Genomic DNA, 19,174 nt, shown 5'->3' with positions numbered 1-19,174 from the left:
TTGTGTAGTAGCGAAAGGGTGTCAGCCTCATTCAGGAATTACACCATGTTCAAAATAACGCCTAATCCTCCGAACGGCCCCGACCTGAAACTGAATCAGGCGGCGCATCGTGCGATTGATCACTACCTCAACGCGGGCGCCGAACCGCCAGGGCCGCCTCCTCCACCTTCGACTACGCTGTTCAGCGTTGCGGACGATGTCAGCCGTGAAGTGCTGATTGCCAATAGCTATGAGACTTTTTCTTCGGTGACTGCGTTGTTGCTGGACCTGTCGGATGAGCTGACGGGGAAGCAGCGGGATGTGGCGTTGGCGATTCATCAACTCAGCGAGTTGGGAGTGTTGCTGATAGATAAGTTGATGGAGCAGAAAGTTGCGGTAGCTGGCAGCTAACCTTTCAATACTCCGATAGATCGCCGAACCGTTGTGGCACCTCTACGGCGACTCGGCGATTTTCTTCGGCCTTGTTGCGCTCCAAATCGAGAGCACTGAAAACTCAAACTCCGCTAGTTCAACTAGAGGGCCATGGCTACACGAAAATAAGAATTCCCATTCGCCAACTCTCCACTATGAACAACCGCTTTTGACCAAACTTGAGAAACCAACATCTCAAATTTAAGCGCTTTGTCACTCGCTTGAGTTAGCTGTCAAAATGCACATTCAGAATGAGTATTTCACAACCGCTCCCCACAACCACATCAGCAAGCTAAATCCCATACACGCCACGAACATGACCGTACATGCACGGAATTCCAAGTTTTTCAAAAAAACGATCTGCAAATGCGACGGCACTCACAATTGCCCATCGAGCACAACCCGCCCCAAGCACTTTATCCGGATAAAAGGGGTTGCCAGGCCCGGTCAGCCTATTAGGCTCAAATCTTCCGCGAAGCTTCTTCTCAAACTTATGCTCGGCGCCTTTATTCTCTTCAGTGTCGCTGGAGTTGAGTATGGTCTCGGGCTCATAGTGAACTAGAGCATTTCGAAGTTCAACGAGCAGCTTCACGTCCTGATAGGGACTAGCGTCCCTCGAAAGTTCTGGCTTCGAATTCAACTCAAGTGCCAACTCGTATTTTTCAAGCATTGTTGCTCGCTTGAGTGGGGACTTCCTCCATAAAGTGGCCATGACTGCACTACTTTGAAGACCTTCGATCCGTGCCGAATCGAAACCTTCACTGCAATCAGCCCATAGTTCGTTAATTACCGCCTCTAAGAACGCAACTGACAGCATAATGCTGGTCACCACACAGGCCGTGTGCTCGCGCAGACCTTCATTCGAAGCGGAGTCTCCAAGAGTCAACAAGGGTTCAAGCACAACGGCCCTCTGTGAGAACAAAGCAGCCGCAGACAAATGGGATATTGACAGATAGTGCCTAGATGAAATGCTAACATATGATGCGACGGCCACAGCAACTTCCTTATAGACAAATAGAATTCTTGAGGTTTTATCCCTGATTACCCACTCAAGCCAGAGCGCATTATATACAGAGCCTAACATCAAGGGAATCACCCTCTACAAGTACAAAATTAAACCTTGGAAAATAACTAACCCCCCAAGCTCTTCCCCAACGCAATCGTTACAACCCGAATAATTAAACAAACTCCACTTCCAACATTACAATCAAGTGAAAATTCAACACCATTAAAACTAATAAAAATTTTTAACGCAATATTTGAGACCTACCAAAAAGATCCATCAATAGGCCTAGCACTGCAAAGATATAGAAAATAGAGTCAGACCACTATTGACTTTTTATTAAAAAAGCGCTCTCAACTCGTTTTTAGACATTTTTTAGTGGATCAGTTGATGGAGTGCAAGGTTACTGGGGCGGGTGGTTAATCCTTCATAAATCAATAGATAATAGAGTCATTGTGCGCCCTCTACAACGACTCGCGATTTTCTTGGGCCTTGGTACCTTCCAGATAGAGCGCGTTGAAATTTTACATTCCGCCAATTCGACTGAAGTGTCATGACAAAACAAAATTGAAATTTTCAATCGTCAGCGGTGAAGGGCCACTTCCGACCCAAAGCGGATATTGACACCAGATAAATAACAGTCACCCCAAGCATTTATATGCTTAGGATAATTGACCAAGGAAATTTATCTTTTACAATACTTCCACCAAATCAAATTCCTCTACCACCAGCTCCATAGACTCGTCGAATGAGCCCTCTCTTTGGAAAAAATCTTTATGACCCTGCATCCAGTAACTGAGACTGAGATCCCCTTCACCTTCCTTCCTTGCAAGATCTTGATCTACATCGCAGTAACGAATTATGCGCATCGAAATGACTCTAACGACACATACAGGTTCGTCCTTACTGTTGAGAATAATGCTGTAACCACCAATAGTGGGTGACTTATCTTCATGCTTGAATGACGAGAGCGAGCTACAGCTAGCCGTTTTTATTCCTTTAGCAACAAGCTCAGCCAGCTCATCTGCCATTTCTGGAGTATCCCCAAATGACCATGCAATGGCACCGGGGTACGTAATTTCTAAATCATCAACTATGCTCATAACTAAATCCCGTCAAACCATATTATTGGCTATATCGCTGGCATTCATGAATCGTCAGGGCCTATGCGAAAGTCAGTTGCTGAAATTCTTTATCCGAATCCAACGTCGGCTCTTCGGACCAGGTATTACACGTAAACTCTTTGGTAGGTGACCGAATCTTTCAGATCCAGGTAAAAGTAGCATTCGAGACAACTGACGGGTGGCTTTTTTGGCCGGAAGAGGACCGGCCTACACACAAAAAATCTGACGGTCCCTCGATCAGTCCCGCGGAGTCTGGCCAGTCGAACTTCCAATGCTCGCGAGAAAAATCCTAGTGTCCCGATTAGACCGCAGATAAACCACGCGGCAAGCTGAGGGCGCAGTTGCGACGAGTTGCTGCATTTTTGCGCGCGCTGATCTTTTCGTCCGCCACATGAACCTAAAAAACTCCGGCAGGTTCGCCAGCAGTTCAGGGCAGTTATGCGGCAGGTCAGGCCGAGACTGACCGCGTTGGAGCAGCGTTCTGCGCAGTACGCGCAAGAATCGAAGCGTCGCCGAACGATCAATCCATATCAAAAGATCTGCACGGGCCATCCGGTTGTCCCAAGTGGCTGAATGACCACCTTCGAATATCCAGCAATCACGGGCCTCGACCTCGAGACAAAGCTGCGTCTTCTCGTCCCGGCTTCGTTCTATCCAACCTGGCTGCCAGTGGATAGTGTCGATATGAACGACCGGCAAGCCCGTGAGCTGACCAAGCTTACTTGCCAAAGTGCTTTTGCCTGACCCAGGTTGACCAACAATCATCACCCGTTGCATCGAAGCACCTTCTCGCTATTCAAGCTGATTTTTTGGGGTGGCGATTTTACGTCAATGCCTATATCGGTCAACAACAAGGGGGCATAGCGACAGACAGCTTTCGCCCAGAAGACTTCAATCAACTGGAGGGCATGGGTTGGTTGGAACGTACAAGTGGGCTGCGGAGTCGAGATGAACGTGTTCCTGCTTTCGAGGCAAGAAGGGCGTATCAAGCGTACCCAGTGCTATTGAAACCCAACTGGCAAACTCGCCTTGAGACCGTGACCAGAACAAAGCCGAACCACACTGCACGCAGAACTCGCGTGATACCGTCGCTGAAGATGCATAGGATTTGATATGGATGGAGTCGCTAAGTATTTGCAGCGCGCTGCGCGGAACACTGCCGTAAGAAGCAAATGCCGCCCCATGACCTTTGCGACACTGGCTGCAATGACAATGACTCACTGCTTTCGGTCTGGTGGATAGCTCGTAACTGACGGCGGCACATAAGCAGCTTCCTTGGTACACCTCTGTCATACGCTCTTCCATGCATGCAAAAGTGCCAGCGTAGCCCTACCTGTCTAATCAGTCGAGCGACGGCTATTGGCCGATTCTGTTGAAAACAGTCGGCCATGGTTTCCGCAGTTGAAAAGTACGCGCCCGACGTTGAAATCTTTACTTTCGGCTGAGGTGCCCACAGGCGGATTTAAAATAGCAGCGTGTAAAAAAGGCGTTTTCACCGGTCAATAATCAGGCAGTTTCGGATGACCGACTTTTTCAACAGCATTGGCCGAAAGCAGCTCCCCTATAAACACCAACCTAAGAACACCCGCGTCCATCCGTCGCATCCCCCACCCTCCCCCTCCAGCCCCCACCCAACCTGCCGATAACCCTACTAACCACATGCCTACCCCCGCATCCCCACCCGACCGAGCCCACCCTATGAACCCACTCTCCCTCCTGAAAAAATCCCGGCCCGCTCGCCAAGGCACCACCACCCTCACCAGCACCGCCAACAACCTGGACGCCGCACTCACGGCCCTGCGTATCACCCCCACCCTGATCACCGGTTTCATCTCCCCCCACCTGGACATCGACGCCATCGCCGCCAAGCTCAAGCGCCGTTTCCCCCAGTCCACCCTCAGCCTGTGCACCACCTCCGGCGAGCTGTGCAATGCGCCCGGTTCGTTGTATTGCGCCACGGGCGAGCGCTGGGACCGGGTGGTGTTGCAGTTGTTCGACGACAGTCTGATCGCCTCGGCCGAGGTGGTGATGGTGCCGCTGGAGTGTGAGGACATTCGCGGTGGCGGCACTCGCCTGGGGATGCAGGAGCGGATTGCCAAGTTGGTGGCGAATATCAAGCGGGTGCAGGTACGTACGTCGATCGATCATCGCGATACCTTGGCGTATGTGGTGTTCGATGGGTTGTCGGCGTCGGAGTCGTTTTTCATGGAGGCGCTGTATGAGTCGGGGCGGTTTCCGTGTTTGTTTGTGGGGGGATCGGCCGGGGGTAAGTCGGATTTCCAGAAGACGCTGATTCATGACGGCCAGCGCAGTTATCAGAACCATGCGCAGATTGTGTTCCTGAAGACGGCGGCCCATGTGCGGTTTGGGGTGTTCAAGAGCCAGAACTTCAAGGCGGCGGATTTGACCTTCAGTGTGCTGACGGCGTCGGTGGAGGACCGCACGATTGACCAGGTGATCGACAGCAGCGGCAATATCAAGAGCATGGTGCAGGCGCTGTGTGATGCGTTCAGTTGCGCGCCCCAGGCGTTGGAGTCGAAGCTGGCGGATTATTCGTTTGCGATTCGGGTGGGCAGTGAGTTGTTTGTGCGGTCTATCGCGCGTATCGATTATGAGCAGCAGATCGTGCAGTTGTTTTGCGACGTGGCGCCGGGCGAGGAGTTGGTGATGGTGCGGCGGACGCCATTGCGGGAGGCGACGCGCCTGGATTATGAGCAGTTCCTGCGTGGCAAGGGTGGCCAGCCGGTGGCAGGGATTTTGAATGACTGCATTCTGCGCCGGCTGAATAACGGCGCCGAGCTGGGCAGCATGGCCGGCATTTTTGGGGATGTGCCGTTGGCGGGGTTTTCGACCTTCGGGGAGATTCTGGGCCTGAACCTGAACCAGACGCTGACGGCGATTTTCTTCTTTCGGGTGGCCAAGGGTGCGAGTTTCAGTGATGAGTACGTGGACAATTTCATCGCCCATTACGGCGAGTTCAAGGCGTTTTTCCTACGGCGTCAGGTGAAGAAGCTGGCGGGGTTGAACCATGTGGTGGTCAAGCAGATTACCGCATTCAAGAACAATGACTTCACCGACACCCTGAATACCCGAGGCCTGGACCGCAATATCCTGCCAGTCTTCGAGGGCCTGGCCGACTTGGGCCTGGTGTTGGCCCAGGCCGAGCGTCAGCAGGAGGACATCGCTTCGCAGCTCAAGCATTACTCCGGCGAGTTGCACGCCTCGATGGATGAACTGGTGGGCACGATTGGCCAGCAGAACAGCGTGTCTGCCCAGGCAGGGGCCACGGTGGAGGGGCTGTCGAGCCAGGCGGATGTCGCGGTGCAGGGGGCGCGCACGCTGGCGGGGTCGAGTTTGCGTATCCAGTCGATTGTGCAGGTGATCCAGCAGATCGCCGGGCAGACCAACCTGCTGGCACTCAATGCCGCGATTGAAGCGGCGCGCGCCGGCGACCTGGGCCGGGGTTTTGCGGTGGTGGCGGACGAGGTGCGCAAGCTGGCGGAAATCACGCGCAAGAATGCGGCGGAAATTGGTGTGGATATCGACTTGTTGTCGAGTGAGATCCAGCGGGTGGCCCAGCAGATTGAAGACCAGTCCACCGGGGTCGGTGCGCTGCGGGAGATGCTGGATGTGCTGGAGGCGTCGAGCCGAGCAACTGAGGGTACGGCGCAACGGACCAAGACCATTGCGGATACGTTGACGGGGTTGACCCATGGGTAGGCGCTAACGGCAGGTAAAAAACGGCGCGGGGCTCATGGCACTGAACGGGGGATTCAGTGCATGATGCGTCGCTCATATCAAGGACGATAACAACCGTGAAAAACGCCCTCGCCGCCCTGCTATTGCCGTGCCTGACCGCTCCAGCCTTCGCCGCCGAAAACCCCGTCGGCTTCAAGACCGTCACCCTGCCTGATGCGCAAGACAAGCGTCCACTTGAGCTGGTCGTCTGGTACCCCGCCACCACCACCGCCAAACCCACCCTGATCGCCGACAACGCGGTGTTCATCGGTGCCCTCGCCGTACCCGACGCGCCGCCGGCTGCCGGCGAGCATCCGCTGGTGGTGCTCTCCCACGGCTACGGCGGTAACTGGGGCAAGCAGGTGTGGCTGGCCAGTGCGCTGGCGCATCAGGGCTACATCGTGGCGGCGGTCAACCACCCCGGCACCACCACCCAGGATCGCAACCCGCAAACCGCCGCGCAGTTATGGCAACGCCCGGCCGACCTGAGCCGCGTGATCGACGCGGTATTGGCCCAGCCGAAGCCATTTGGCGCGGTCGCGAATGGCCAGATTGCCGCCGTGGGCCATTCCCTGGGCGGCTGGACCGTGCTGGAACTCGCCGGGGCGCGCTTCGACCCCGAGCTGTTCAGCCGCGACTGCAGCATCCACCCCAAGCTCGGCGGTTGCATCGGCTACCAGGAGATGAACCCCGCCGGCACGCCAGAAGGTAAAGCGCGCTTGGCGGCGGATTTGAGCGACAAGCGCGTCACCGCCATCGTGTCCCTGGACCTGGGCCTGTCCCGCGGCTTCACCGACGCCAGCCTGGCTGCATTGCCGGTACCAGCGCTGGTGATTGCGGGGGGTGTGCCGTCGGAGGATATGGACCCGCAGCTGGAGTCCGCCGACATGGTCAAGCGGCTGCCTGAAGCAACGACGAAGTACGTGGAGATCGCCGACGCTACGCACTTCAGCTTTATGTCGATCTGCAAGCCGGGGGGCATGGCGCTGATCGAGGAGAGTTCACCGGGCGACGGCATGATTTGCCGCGATGGTGAGGGGGCTCGGCCACGGGCGGTGATTCAGCAGCAGGTGGTGGGGCTGATCAGTGAGTTTTTGGGGCGCAAAGCGCCTAACTAAAGAAAAGGCTATTCAAGAAAAAACGAATCAAATACGATGCATAAGTGTATTAACCCTCACAAATGCATTGTATAGGATGCAAACACTGTGGACGATTTAGGTTTCCTGATCAAAAACCTGCGAAAGGCGGCTGGCCTTTCCCAAAGCCAGCTCGCACTTCGGCACGGTATGAGTCGTGCAACCATCTCCGGAATCGAGAACAACACCATCCCCGAAGTGGGAATTCGCAAGGTGGCTGCGATCCTTGAAGGGTTAGGGTACGAGTTAACCGCGACACCTAAGCGTCGACGCAAAACGCTGGATGAACTGAAAGCAGAAAACGTCCATGACTAGACAAAGCGATCGGCTGCACATCGGCGCCAGCGGCGTGTATGCCGGAATACTCGGGCGCAGTGAAGAAAACCAGCGCGATTCGGTGTTTTCATATAACCAGGCAGTCACCGAAAAGAACGCGGTTTCGCTGACCATGCCCGTGCGCCTGGAGAGCTACATCTGGGCGTATGGCATCCATCCCCTGTTTGAGATGCATCTCCCCGAAGGCCACCTGAAAGCGGAGCTTGTGAGACGTTTCAGCAAGTCCGTGCGAGGTTTTGATGACTTCGCATTGCTGGGTATCGTCGGCCCCCATCAGTTGGGCCGAATCAGCGTCGCCCGAGCCACTGCGGATGAGTTACTACCTGAAATAAAACTCTCCGAGCTGCTCGTGTATGACGGGGCGAAAGATCTGTTCGACGACCTGATGAAAACCTACGCAGCCTACTCAGGCGTTTCTGGCGTTCAGCCGAAGGTACTGGTGCGCGACGCTGACGATACGAATCCTGACGTTGCGCGTCTCACCCATCGTGGCGCTACGCACTTGGTGAAGGCCTTCAATGATTCAGACTTCGCGCAACTGGCGGCCAATGAGTTTTTCTGCATGCGCGCGGCACTTCATACAGGCCTTGAAGTGCCTGAATGCCAGTTGAGTCAGCAGGGTAAGTTTCTGGTGGTCAAACGGTTCGATATCGGTGACAGCGCCTACCTTGGTTTTGAGGATATGTGCGTCTTATCCGGATGGGGGACAGATAAAAAGTACGACGGCAGCTACCAGGGCTGCGCGAAGTTGATCAAGACTTACGTCTCTCCTTCTCTTGTGACTAAGGCACTTGAGGACTTCTTTATGATGGTGGCGCTCTGCGCTGGCATACAAAATGGAGACGGGCACTTGAAAAACTTTGGCCTGCTCTATGAGAACTGCGCAGAAGATGCCGATATTTGGCTCGCGCCGGCTTACGACCTTGTGACGACCACGGTGTACCAAGTCAACGATATTATGGGTCTGTTGCTCGGTGGCTCAAAGGCTTGGCCAAAACGTAAGATGCTGGTCCAGTTCGGGCGCAGTTCGTGCAATTTGACAGAGGCTCGTTGCAATGAATTGCTCGCCAGAGTCCACAGCGGCATGAGCCGTGCAATGGTGGAGCTTTCGGACTATCGAAGCACCCACCCGGAATTTGATGTTGTTGGGGAAAAGATGACCGCTGCATGGGCGACAGGGCTGGCGAGGAGTATTGAGCCGCCGTGATTTTGCTTGCCTGGTATATGTCGTTCTTCAAGCCGGGGGGCATGGCCGAGGCCGGTGATTCAGCAGCACGGCTGACTATTTATCGTTTTAACGCTATTGAACTGCGGAGCGAACATGCAAGAAAGTAAACACCCGAAGGGACTTGGCGGTTGGTTGATCGTGGTTGGCTTGGGCCTGTTTATAGCCTTGGCGCGCCTGGGTTATGCCCTTATCGCGGTGTATTACCCAATATTCGCAGATGGCTCGTTCAGCATCCTCACCTCATCCGGCACGACGATGACTAACGCCCTGTGGGGCGCGATCCTGATTTCAGAAACCCTCGTCAATGCAGTCTTTATCGCGGCCTTTGGTTATTTGGTTTACCTGTTCTTCTGCGAACATTATTTATTCCCCAAGGTTTATATCGTCACGCTCATCGCCTCGGCTGTTTACGTTCCACTTGATGCATGGTTCAGCTCGCTTGTTCTGGTGGATGAACCCATATTCGACTACAACACGACCAAGGAAACCGTCCGCGGATTGGTGTCCACCTCGATCTGGGTCCCCTACATACTGTTCTCCAAAAGGGTCAAGGCAACGTTTGTCCAACACCGGCCGGTTGCGGCGCAAGCGCCGGGCATCGTCAGCCCTTGACGCGGTGAGCATCGAGCGCCTGCCGGATGACTGGCAGGCTGCCAAGGCGATGCCGCTGAACTACGCAGCCCCCTCACATCGATAGCACTGATGATTACTATCGAACCGCTCGCCTATAGGGTGGCCAGGCCCGATTCCTATAATCGCCTCCCAATTCTTCCCCTTCGCCTGGCCTCAGGCGACATCCCCCTTGGAACCCAGCATCATGCCAAGTGCCCTCCAGGCCCCCAGCGGCCGTCCCGAACATAATCAGCAAAGCGTCAAACAGCAGTGGCTGGCAATCCTCTCGGTCGCGGTGGGCGCTTTCGCCCTGGTGACCAGTGAATTCCTGCCGGTAGGTGTGCTCAACGACGTCGCCAGCGACCTCGGTATCAGTGCCGGCCACGCCGGGCTGATGGTGACGTTGCCCGGCATCATGGCCGCCCTCGCTGCGCCGTTCCTGTCGGTGAGCATTGGCGCGATGGACCGGCGTTACCTGCTGATCGGCCTGACGTTGATCATGATCATCGCCAACTCGGTCGTGGCCTTTGCCAGTGACTTCAGCCTGCTGCTGTTCGGCCGTGTCTTGCTGGGCATCAGTATCGGCGGGTTCTGGGCCACGGCCATTGCCCTCAGTGGGCGCCTGGCGCCCAGGGGTGTGGACGTGGCGAAGGCCACCTCGATCATCATGATGGGCGTGACCCTGGCCACCGTGCTCGGCGTGCCGGTCGGCACCTGGCTCAGCGGCCTGATGGGCTGGCGCATGACGTTCCTGGTCACCGCACTGCTGGGCGTGCCGGTGCTGCTGGCGCAGGTGTTCCTGCTGCCGCGGCTCACCCCGGAGAAGGCCATTCGCGTCAGCGACCTGCCGGCGTTGTTTATCAACCCACAGGCGCGGATCGGGTTGATCGCGGTGCTGTTGATCGGCCTGGCGCACTTTGCGGCCTACACCTATGTCGCGCCGTTCTTCAAATACAGTTCCGGCTTCGACGGGCCGACGATTGGTTCGCTGTTGCTGCTCTTCGGCGTGGCCGGGGTGTTCGGCAATATCTTTGCCGGTTTCGCCGCCAACCGCAGCGTGCGTCACACCCTGTTGCTGGTGGCGCTGATGATCGGCACCAGCACCGCGCTGTTCCCCCACTTCGCCACCGGCATGACCGGCGCAGCGATGCTGATCGGGCTGTGGGGCTTCGCCTTCGGCGCCTTCCCGGCCTGTGCCAGTATCTGGATGTTTGTGGTGGCGCCCAAGGATGTCGAACGCGGCATGCCGCTGTTCGTGGCCTTGTTCCAGGTGATCATTGCCTTGGGTTCGTTCTTCGGCGGGCGCATCGTCGACCAACTGGGCAGCTCGGTGCTGTTGAGCCTGGCCACGGCACTGGTGGGCTGCGGTTTTGTTACAGTGCTGGTGCTGGGGCGCAACATCAGTAATAGCCTGGCGGCCCAGCCTGGCTAAACCGAGGGTCCATGGATACCGCCAACGACGCTTCTTTCGCCTATCAGGCGGTGTACCGCTACCTTGTCGAGTTGATCGAGGCGAGCCCTTCGGCAGGCGAACGCCAACTGCCGTCCCTGCGCCAGTTGGCCCGGCGCCTGGGCGTGTCGGTATCGACCACCAAGTACGCCTATGCGCTGCTGGAGGATGAGGGGCGTGTCCAGGCCAGGCCCAAGCGCGGCTATTTCACCCGGGCCGTGCCGGCGCCGCTGTTGAGCGAAGGTTCGCCTGATTTGCTCGACCAGGTATTCGCCAACGCCCGCCAGCCGGGCATGCTGGCCCTGAGCAGCGACGCCCCGGCGATGCTGCTGTCGTTGGAAAACCCCTTGTTGATGATGGAGCGCGAACTGGCCCGCCAGTACCCGCGCGCCCTCACGCCGCTGTACCTGCCATTCGGCGAGCCCGAGTTGCGTGCGGCACTGGCCGCGCGCTACACCCAATCCACCCAGCGCTATTGGCAGGCCGAACAGGTGTATATCGGTTCGGACCTGCACAGCGTGCTGGACCTGTCGCTCAGCGCCCTGGCGTTGCGTGGCACGCTGGCGCTGGTGGAGTCGCCGTGTTCGTGGGCGGTGCTGCGTCAGTTGCAGGCGGCGAATATCCGCGTGATTGAAATGCCCCTCGGCGCGGACGGGCGCTTCGACCTGCCCGCCTTCCAGGCACTGCTCGAGCGGGAGCCGATCCGCCTGGCGGTGCTGTCATCCAGCGTGAACGTGCCCCAGGGCGGCGTGATGCCGGCGCAGGATAAACAGCAGATCTGCCGCTGGCTGGCAGAGCGGGACATCTGGCTGTTCGAAAACGACACCTACGGCGAGCTGTATTTCGAGCCGCCCACCGCCCGCTATCGCGACTTTGCCGACCCACAGAAACTGCTGGTGTTCTCGACCTTCGACAAGGTGATCGGCGCGGAGGCACCCTACGCTTATGTGCTGTGTCGCGGGCAAGGGCCGCAGTTGCAGCGGGTGTTCCTGGAGCGGGGATTTCGCCTGTCGCCGACCCGTCAGAAAGCGATCGCGAAGCTGTTCACCTCCGGGCGCATCGATCAGCACCTGCTGATGCTGCGCGCGGCCTTGCGGGAACGGATGACGCGCATGAAAGCCCTGCTGGAAACGCACGGCGAGTGGCACGTGGTCGAACCCCATGGCGGCGCGAGTTTCTGGCTGGAGGCCAGGCGCCCGGTCGACATGGGGCACGTGTTCGAACGCCTGCTGGCCCAGCGCGTCGTGATCGCTCCGGGGCAGTTGTTCAGCCTGCACGGCAGCTGGGCGCAGCATGTGCGCCTGAGCTACACCCTCGACTGGAGCAAGGACATCACCCAGGCCGTGCAGCTGTTGGCCCAGGCGATCCGTCAAAGCCCGTAGCAGTGTTGCGCTTGGGGGAAGCGGCCCTGGCGCACGTCGTCGGCAAACCGCTCGCACGCATCGCGAATCACCGCGCCGACATCGGCGTACTGCTTGACGAAGCGCGGCAGATGCTCGCCGCCCAGGCCCAACAGGTCTTCGGTGACCAGCACCTGGCCGTCGCAGGCCGGTGAGGCGCCGATGCCGATGGTGGGCCTGTTCGAGTCCAGGGTGATCTGCCGCGCCACGCCTTCGGCCACACCCTCGAGCAGCAGGCTGAAAGCGCCCGCCTCCAGATTGGCGCGGGCGTCTTCGGCAATCACTGCGCCGGTTTCAGCCGTGAGGCCCTGGGCCTTGAACCCACCCATCACGTTGACGAACTGCGGCATCAGCCCCACGTGCGCCATCACCGGAATACCACGCGCCACCAGGAACGCCACGGTGCCCGCCAGCGCCTGGTTGGCTTCCAGCTTGACCGCATCGCAGCCGGTGCGCGCCAACACCTGGGCGCAATTGCGGAACGCCTGTTCATGGGATTCCTGATAGCTGCCAAATGGCATGTCGGCAATCACACAGGCCAGGCGCGTGCTGTCGACCACGGCACGGGTGTGGCCGATGATTTCTTCGAGCTGCATGCTCAAGGTCGACGGCCGGCCATAGCCGACCATGGCCGTGGAGTCACCGACCAGAATGAAGTCCACCAACGGATCGATCAGCCTGGCGATGGCGCTGGTGTAGGCCGTGAGGGAGACGATTTTCTGCTGGCCTTTCATGGCGACCAGTTGGGGCACGGTCATGCGTTTGGTGCGGGTGTGCAGGCTCATGGTGTGTTCCTTATCGCGTTCAATACTCGGGGAATGCGGGGCCCGAGTATTGGCGAAAGGCGTGGCGATTCAATGCACAGATCGGCGCTAAAAAGCGACCCAGGCAGCCGTCGCGGTTTTTTAAGCTGGTATCATCCGCGCACGTACACGCCAGGTAACAACCCATGAATCGCCAGAAAAAACTGCAACAGCTGTTCAAGGCCAAAGCGAAAAAGGCCAGCGCCAAATTGGCACCGAAATCCAAGGATAAGTACATCAGCAAGGCCGAGCGGGAAAAGCTGGCGGCTGAGGCCGCCCAGGCGCCAGACATTTCCCCCGAGGGTTAACTCAGCAACCGCTCAGCGCTTCGGGCCGGCGCTCACCGGCAAAGAAAAACGGCCGCAGGCGCACGCCCACGCTGTTGCCGATAAACGCCGCCACCAGCCACACCCAGCCATGCAGGCTGCCCGAGGCGATACCGCTGAAGTACGCGCCGATGTTGCAGCCGTAGGCCAGGCGCGAGCCGTAGCCGAGCAGCAGGCCGCCGATCACCGCGGCCAGCAGCGAGCGAGCCGGGATCTTCAGGCTGGGGGCAAAGCGCCCGGCCAGGCCGGCGGCCAACAGCGCACCGAGGACGATGCCGATGTCCATGACGCTGGTGATGTCTTCCCACACCGGCGCAGCCAGGGCCTTGGCGTTGCCCGGCAGTTGCCAGAACGCCCAGCTGGCCACGTCCACACCCAACCCGTTTGCCACCTTGGCGCCCCACAGCGCGAAGGCCGAGGTAATCCCCCACGGCCGCCCGGCCAGCGCCAGGGTGGCGTAGTTGAGCAACGCCAAACCCATCGCGCCCCATACCAACGGCCATGGCCCACGCAGGAAGCGGCGCAGGCCTTGGTGTTCGCTGGTCACGCCGGCTTCAAGCTGGCCGTGGCGGCGCTTTTCCAGGCGCACGGTGACGGCCGCGATGAGCGCAAACATGGTCAGGCTGGCGAGCAACGCCGGCACCACGCCGAAGCTCTTGACGATGGACACCGCCGGGAACGCCGGCAACGCAAACCACCAGTCCACATGGTGGGTGGCGATCAGCGAGCCGCAGATAAAGAACAACAGCGTCACCAGCATGCGCGCATTCCCGCCGCCCACCGTGAACAGCGTGCCCGAGGCACACCCGCCGCCCAACTGCATGCCGATGCCGAAAATAAACGCACCGAACACCACCGACACCCCGGCCGGCGCCACCAGCCCGACCACCGGTTGCCCGAACAACGTGCCCGCCCCCAGCGCCGGAAAAAACAGCAGCACCGCCAGCGCGAGCATCACCATCTGCGCCCGCAGGCCAGCGCCACGGCGATCATTGATAAACACGCGCCAGGCGGAGGTGAAGCCGAAGGCAGCGTGGTAAAGGGTCAAGCCCAGCGCGGCGCCGACCACCAGCAACAGCACCTGGCGCGAACCGACGCTGTTTTGCAGGAACAAGGCGCCCAGCACCAGGATGACAAAGGCCACCAGCGGCGCGACAGGCTTGCGCGCAGGGGTGAGGGAAAGAGAGGTGCTCATGGGGTATCTCGGTTTGATTTGAAGGAGTGATTGCGAAGGGGCGAGTATAACCTGTGGGCGCTGCGGTCACCTTGTATAGGGGGGTGGGGTATGAAACACTCCGCCGCACTATAGGTAGGAGGGGTATACCGTGGGCCATATCGCAGCCAACAAAGACAGCCTGATAAAACGGGTCAAGCGCATCGCCGGGCAGATTCAGGCGGTGGAAAAAGCCCTGGCGTCGGACGCCGACTGCACCAAAACCCTGCACCTGGTGGCCGCTACGCGCGGCGCCATCAACGGCTTGATGGAAGAAATCATCGAAGAACACGCCAGGGCGCACGTGGCCGATCCTTCCCTCAGCGAGGAGGAACGCAGCAAGGGCGTCGAAGAACTGCTCGAAGCCATCCGGCGCTACGCCAAATGACGCTCATGCCCCACCACGCCCACGACCATGTGTTCCTCGGCGCCGCCCACGACGAGAACGCCAGGCGCACCCTGTGGGTGGTGATGCTGACGGTGGTGATGATGGTGGCGGAAATTGCCGCCGGCTACCTCACCGGCTCCATGGCCCTGCTGGCCGACGGTTTTCATATGGCGACCCATGCCGGTGCCTTGGGCATTGCCGCCGCAGCCTATGCCTATGCCAAACGCCATGCGCGCAGCCCGCGCTACAGCTTCGGCACCGGCAAGGTGGGCGACCTCGGTGGCTTCGCCTCGGCGCTGATCCTGGCGCTGGTGGCCCTGGGCATTGGCGTCGAGTCGGTGATCCGCCTGCTGGAACCCACCGAGGTGCAGTTCGGTACCGCCACCCTGATTGCCATCGTGGGCCTGGTGGTGAATATCGTCAGTGCGCTGTTGCTGGGCCACGGTCACAGCCATGAGCACGATCACGAGCACCACCACGGCAGCGACAACAACCTCAAATCCGCCTATGTGCATGTGCTCGCCGATGCGCTGACCTCGGTCCTCGCCATCGCCGCCTTGCTAGCCGGGCGTTACCTGGGCTGGGTGTGGCTGGACCCGGTGATGGGTATCGTCGGTGCCATCGTGATCGCGCGCTGGGCCTGGAGCCTGATGGGGGTGACCGCCGGTGTGCTCTTGGATCAAACCGATGAGCACGTCGCCGCCGAGATCCGCGCGTTGGTCGAGCAACCCGGCGACGCCAGGATTACCGACCTGCACGTGTGGCGCGTGGGCCCCGACGCCCACGCAGCGATCGTGAGTGTGCTCGGCCAGGCGACCACGGATGCCGACACCCTTCGCGAGCGTCTCAAGGCGGTGCATGAAGTGAGCCACCTCACCATTGAGTTTCGTTCGGCGTAAGCCTTTACCCCCACCCAGGTGAACCCTTGGCTAAAGACATCGAAAATCCCTGCGTCTCCACCTGCCAGCTCAGCGGCGACCTGTGCGTCAGCTGTGGCCGCAGCAAGGACGAGATCCGCAAGTGGAAACGCATGAAGCGCCCCGAGAAAATGGCCGCCGTGCAACGTGCAACCCAACGCTTGAAAGCGTTGAAAAAAGCCAGGTAAGCCGCTTGATCAGGAGCGCCCCACCGACCCGGATACCGGAAGGTTACCCAGCAATTTGAGCCCGGTGCTTTTCACGAAGGTGTCGTAGTCCATCGGCTTCTGAATGCGCGTTTCGGCGTTGGGCAGCACGTAGGCCCAGGCGCGCTGGCTGGAGGCGTCGTACACCAGCTTGAACAGGCGCGTCGGCACCCAGACTTTGTTGTCGCCGATGGTGCTGTAGCCCGGATCGAACAGCGGCCCGGTAAACACATACACGTCACCGCCCGCGCGCACCGCGAACTTGCGTACGTCGGCCTCGACCTTGCTCCAGATCTTGCGGTTGTTGGTGGGGTCCTGGGGGACCATGTTCGACAGCGCAAACGACTGGGCCATGGCCTTGGCATCGGGGGCATCGGCGGCCGGGGATTGATGGCCGCGATCCATGGCCGGTTGCTGGCCATGGTAATCGCTCAACTCGGCCCGCGCGCCCTTGGGAATGCGCGGGTCCGCGTAGAAATGGTTGGTCCGTTCCTCGCCTTTGGCGTCCTTGAGCTGGCGGGCGTTGAGGCGCTCGACCACCACCAGCGGCGTCTTGCTGGTTTGCGAATACAGCACGGCGAAATGGTCGGAGCACAGCGCCAGGGGTTTCATGCTGGCGGGGATGGTTGCGGTTTTGATCGGCGTCGCGCCAGGGAATACATCGGCACAGCTGTCGAACGACAACTGCCGTTCCTGAGTGGAATAAAGGTCTATCGCACCACGGGCATGCGCCCCGGCCGAAAACAGGATAAAGGCCGATAGCCCAACTGCAATGTTGCGTAGGTGCATGGATTGAATCTTCGATGGAAAGTGAAGCGGCAGGCTCCGCGTACGGAGCCAAGTAAATGATATTTCGAGGATTATGGACTAGCAGATGTCAAATTAGTGCCCGAGCGACGCCGGTTTTCCCGCACCCCGCACGCCCGGCTTGAAGCCATGGGCGCTGGCCACCCAGGCAATGGCAAACGCCACGGCCACCAACAGCAGCATCGCCCACGCAAATGCGCCCACGCCCCAGGTGTCCAGCAGCACGCCACCGACCACGCCGCTGCCGGCAATCGCGCTGTTCCACGCCACCACGTTCAGCGACAGCGCCACATCCGCGCCCTCTCCCGCCGCATCCGCCAGGGCGGTTTGCAGCAAGGTCGCGGCGCCGCCGAAGCTCAGGCCCCAGACCGCCACGCCGAGGTAAATCACCTGCGGCATCGTTCCCAGTAAGCCGAACACCAGGCTGATGAGCGCAAAGCTCGCCAGGCTTGCCAGCACGGTGTTGCGCAATAACGGCTCGACCAGCCTGGCCGTGAGCCAAATCCCCGCCAACGCAGCGATCCCGAAGACCAGCAACACCAGGTCCACGCGCTCGGCCAAACCGGCCGGCGCCACGAACGGTGCGATGTAGGTGTACAGAATGTTGTGGGCCAGCATCCAACTGATCACCACCGCCAGCACAGGGCGCACCCCCGGCGTGGTCAGCACCTTGCCCAGCGACAGGCGTTGATGGGCGGGCTGCGGCGCGTAGTCCGGGACTTTCACCAGCACCCAGGCGATCAGTATCAGGCTCACGGCCGACATCAGGCCGAAGGTGGTGCGCCAGCCCACCAGGCCACCGAGCCAGGTGCCCAGCGGCACCCCCAACGACAGCGCAATCGGCGTGCCGACCATCGCCAGCGCCAGTGCCTTGCCCTGTTGGTGGGGCGCAACCATGCGCCGGGCGTAACCGGCCAGCAGGCTCCAGGCCAACCCCGCCGCCACCCCGGCAAAGAAGCGCGCCACCAGCGTCACGCCATAGTGGGACGACAACGCAGTGATCGAGTTGAACAGCAGGAAACCGACGATGGTCAGCAGCAGCACATTGCGCCGGCGCCAGCCACGGGTGGCGATGGTCATGGGGATCACCGCCAGCACCGAGCCCAGCGCATACGCGGTGACCATCTGCCCGGCCATCGACGGCGAAATCGCCAGGCCATCGCTGATCAACGGCAACAGGCCGGCGGGCAGGGTTTCGGTGACGATGCAGATGAAGCCAGTCATCGCCAGGGCGAGCAAGGCACCGATGGGCAGGCGCTCGGAGGCGGCCGATAAAGTGAGTGAGGGGGTCACGGTAAACTCCTTGGGCAAGACTTAGATACTGATCGATATAAATGTTGCGGGCGATCGGTGCACGTTGTCAACGACTTATGTATCGACTAGTATTTATCTCGCTTTCCCACCGGAGACCTGACATGGCACAAATGGGCCGCCCCCGCACCTTCGACCGCGAACACGCCGTGGAACAGGCCATGCACCTGTTCTGGCAGCATGGCTACGACGCCACCTCCCTGGCCCAGCTCAAGGCGGGTTTGGGTGGCGGGATCTCCGCGCCGAGTTTCTACGCGGCGTTCGGTTCCAAGGAGGCGTTGTTCGACGAGTGCGTAAAGCGCTACCTGGCGACCTACGCCCAGGTCACCGAATGCCTGTGGGACGAAAGCCTGCCCCCGCGCCAGGCCGTCGAAACCGCGCTGCGCCAATCGGCGCGCATGCAGTGTGAAGACGGGCACCCCAAGGGCTGCATGGTCGCGCTGGGCGTGATGAGTGCGCCCAGCCCTGAGAATGCGCGGGTGGCCGACGGGTTGACCCAGTCGCGCCTGCGTACGCGGGCGGGGATTGTGGCGTGCGTGGAGCGCGCGGTTCGGTTGGGCCAGTTGCCGCAACAGACCCAGCCCGCCGTGATGGCGAGTGTGTTTGACAGTTTTTTGCAGGGGGTGTCGATCCTGGCGCGGGACAACGTGCCCCATGCCACCCTCGACGCGGCGATCAGCCAGTTGCTGGTGAGCTGGGATGTTGCCGCGTCTATCGCACCGCCCAGTCCTCACAGCCCTGCAGCAAAAAAACCATAACCTACGA

The 19,174-nt window shown here is 59.5% G+C and carries 21 protein-coding genes and 1 pseudogene; 14 read left to right on the top strand and 8 right to left on the bottom strand.

From position 1 onward, the window contains the following. Positions 1–45 precede the first annotated feature (45 nt). Positions 46–390, top strand: coding sequence for a DUF6124 family protein (locus C8K58_RS13335; RefSeq protein ID WP_092354992.1), 345 nt, complete (start codon positions 46–48; stop codon positions 388–390). A gap of 313 nt (positions 391–703) precedes the next feature. Here the strand turns inward: C8K58_RS13335 and C8K58_RS13330 are convergent, their stop codons facing one another. The 4 genes from C8K58_RS13330 to C8K58_RS13315 form a co-directional block, all read right to left on the bottom strand. Then, positions 704–1,495, bottom strand: coding sequence for a hypothetical protein (locus C8K58_RS13330; protein ID WP_227432253.1), 792 nt, complete (start codon positions 1,493–1,495; stop codon positions 704–706). 611 nt (positions 1,496–2,106) lie between these two features. Continuing rightward, complete coding sequence (locus tag C8K58_RS13325; protein ID WP_092354998.1) at positions 2,107–2,517, bottom strand: ASCH domain-containing protein; 411 nt, start codon at positions 2,515–2,517, stop codon at positions 2,107–2,109. 258 nt (positions 2,518–2,775) lie between these two features. After that, entirely contained in the window at positions 2,776–3,315 is a 540-nt protein-coding gene (locus tag C8K58_RS32705; RefSeq protein ID WP_092355001.1) for an AAA family ATPase, read from the bottom strand. Positions 3,316–3,429: 114 nt separating this feature from the next. Then, positions 3,430–3,831: a GFA family protein gene (locus tag C8K58_RS13315; RefSeq protein ID WP_108573809.1), complete on the bottom strand. Its 402-nt coding sequence runs from the start codon at positions 3,829–3,831 to the stop codon at positions 3,430–3,432. 366 nt (positions 3,832–4,197) lie between these two features. Between C8K58_RS13315 and C8K58_RS33085 the strand changes: the two are divergent. The 8 genes and pseudogenes from C8K58_RS33085 to C8K58_RS13280 form a co-directional block, all read left to right on the top strand. Then, positions 4,198–5,391: pseudogene (locus C8K58_RS33085) on the top strand (FIST signal transduction protein); the annotation flags it as partial. 372 nt (positions 5,392–5,763) lie between these two features. Next, positions 5,764–6,258, top strand: coding sequence for a methyl-accepting chemotaxis protein (locus C8K58_RS33080; RefSeq protein WP_371263349.1), 495 nt, complete (start codon positions 5,764–5,766; stop codon positions 6,256–6,258). Positions 6,259–6,353: 95 nt separating this feature from the next. Further along, complete coding sequence (locus tag C8K58_RS13305) at positions 6,354–7,394, top strand: alpha/beta fold hydrolase (RefSeq protein WP_092355010.1); 1,041 nt, start codon at positions 6,354–6,356, stop codon at positions 7,392–7,394. A gap of 87 nt (positions 7,395–7,481) precedes the next feature. Then, complete coding sequence (locus C8K58_RS13300) at positions 7,482–7,727, top strand: helix-turn-helix domain-containing protein (RefSeq protein ID WP_027604011.1); 246 nt, start codon at positions 7,482–7,484, stop codon at positions 7,725–7,727. Then, the gene (locus tag C8K58_RS13295) at positions 7,720–8,955 is read left to right on the top strand and encodes a type II toxin-antitoxin system HipA family toxin (RefSeq protein ID WP_027604010.1); all 1,236 of its coding nucleotides are present in this window, start codon (positions 7,720–7,722) and stop codon (positions 8,953–8,955) included. The genes C8K58_RS13300 and C8K58_RS13295 overlap by 8 nt, the downstream gene beginning before the upstream one ends. A gap of 114 nt (positions 8,956–9,069) precedes the next feature. Continuing rightward, entirely contained in the window at positions 9,070–9,588 is a 519-nt protein-coding gene (locus tag C8K58_RS13290; RefSeq protein WP_027604009.1) for a DUF2569 domain-containing protein, read from the top strand. A 205-nt stretch (positions 9,589–9,793) separates the two neighbouring features. Beyond that, entirely contained in the window at positions 9,794–11,020 is a 1,227-nt protein-coding gene (locus C8K58_RS13285; protein WP_027604008.1) for an MFS transporter, read from the top strand. Between the two features lie 11 nt (positions 11,021–11,031). Next, positions 11,032–12,420, top strand: a complete 1,389-nt coding sequence (locus C8K58_RS13280; RefSeq protein ID WP_027604007.1) for a PLP-dependent aminotransferase family protein — start codon at positions 11,032–11,034, stop codon at positions 12,418–12,420. Here C8K58_RS13280 and panB read toward each other — a convergent pair. Beyond that, positions 12,408–13,223 carry a 3-methyl-2-oxobutanoate hydroxymethyltransferase gene (gene panB / locus C8K58_RS13275; protein ID WP_092355013.1) on the bottom strand — a complete coding sequence of 272 codons (816 nt, stop codon included), beginning with the start codon at positions 13,221–13,223 and terminating at the stop codon, positions 12,408–12,410. The two genes, C8K58_RS13280 and panB, sit on opposite strands and share 13 nt — an antisense overlap. A 164-nt stretch (positions 13,224–13,387) precedes the next feature. Between panB and C8K58_RS13270 the strand changes: the two genes are divergently transcribed. After that, entirely contained in the window at positions 13,388–13,549 is a 162-nt protein-coding gene (locus tag C8K58_RS13270) for a DUF2986 domain-containing protein (RefSeq protein WP_092355016.1), read from the top strand. Position 13,550: 1 nt separating this feature from the next. Here the strand turns inward: C8K58_RS13270 and C8K58_RS13265 are convergent, their stop codons facing one another. Then, positions 13,551–14,762 (bottom strand): YeeE/YedE family protein, encoded by a 1,212-nt coding sequence (locus C8K58_RS13265; RefSeq protein ID WP_092355019.1) that lies wholly within the window; start codon positions 14,760–14,762, stop codon positions 13,551–13,553. 130 nt (positions 14,763–14,892) lie between these two features. On the opposite strand from C8K58_RS13265, the gene C8K58_RS13260 reads away from it, so the two are divergent. From C8K58_RS13260 to C8K58_RS13250, 3 genes are read left to right on the top strand one after another with little or no spacing between them, the layout of a single operon-like run. Then, positions 14,893–15,168, top strand: a complete 276-nt coding sequence (locus tag C8K58_RS13260; protein ID WP_098479004.1) for a metal/formaldehyde-sensitive transcriptional repressor — start codon at positions 14,893–14,895, stop codon at positions 15,166–15,168. Next, entirely contained in the window at positions 15,165–16,067 is a 903-nt protein-coding gene (gene dmeF, locus C8K58_RS13255) for a CDF family Co(II)/Ni(II) efflux transporter DmeF (RefSeq protein WP_108573808.1), read from the top strand. The genes C8K58_RS13260 and dmeF overlap by 4 nt, the downstream gene beginning before the upstream one ends. A gap of 26 nt (positions 16,068–16,093) precedes the next feature. Then, positions 16,094–16,273 (top strand): DUF1289 domain-containing protein, encoded by a 180-nt coding sequence (locus C8K58_RS13250; RefSeq protein WP_027604002.1) that lies wholly within the window; start codon positions 16,094–16,096, stop codon positions 16,271–16,273. Positions 16,274–16,282: 9 nt separating this feature from the next. On the opposite strand, the gene C8K58_RS13245 is transcribed toward C8K58_RS13250, so the two are convergent. Both C8K58_RS13245 and C8K58_RS13240 read right to left on the bottom strand, forming a co-directional pair. After that, the gene (locus C8K58_RS13245) at positions 16,283–17,080 is read right to left on the bottom strand and encodes a DNA/RNA non-specific endonuclease (RefSeq protein ID WP_027604001.1); all 798 of its coding nucleotides are present in this window, start codon (positions 17,078–17,080) and stop codon (positions 16,283–16,285) included. A gap of 93 nt (positions 17,081–17,173) precedes the next feature. Further along, positions 17,174–18,391, bottom strand: a complete 1,218-nt coding sequence (locus C8K58_RS13240) for an MFS transporter (protein WP_092355025.1) — start codon at positions 18,389–18,391, stop codon at positions 17,174–17,176. A 122-nt stretch (positions 18,392–18,513) separates the two neighbouring features. On the opposite strand from C8K58_RS13240, the gene C8K58_RS13235 reads away from it, so the two are divergent. Next, entirely contained in the window at positions 18,514–19,167 is a 654-nt protein-coding gene (locus C8K58_RS13235) for a TetR/AcrR family transcriptional regulator (protein ID WP_108573807.1), read from the top strand. Positions 19,168–19,174: the final 7 nt, after the last annotated feature.

The sequence above is a fragment of the Pseudomonas sp. GV047 genome, from assembly GCF_003058245.1.
GTDB classification, from domain to species: Bacteria; Pseudomonadota; Gammaproteobacteria; order Pseudomonadales; family Pseudomonadaceae; genus Aquipseudomonas; species Aquipseudomonas marginalis.
The sequence above is the reverse complement of the archived record's forward strand: the minus strand, read 5'-3'. Positions and strand labels throughout refer to the sequence as shown.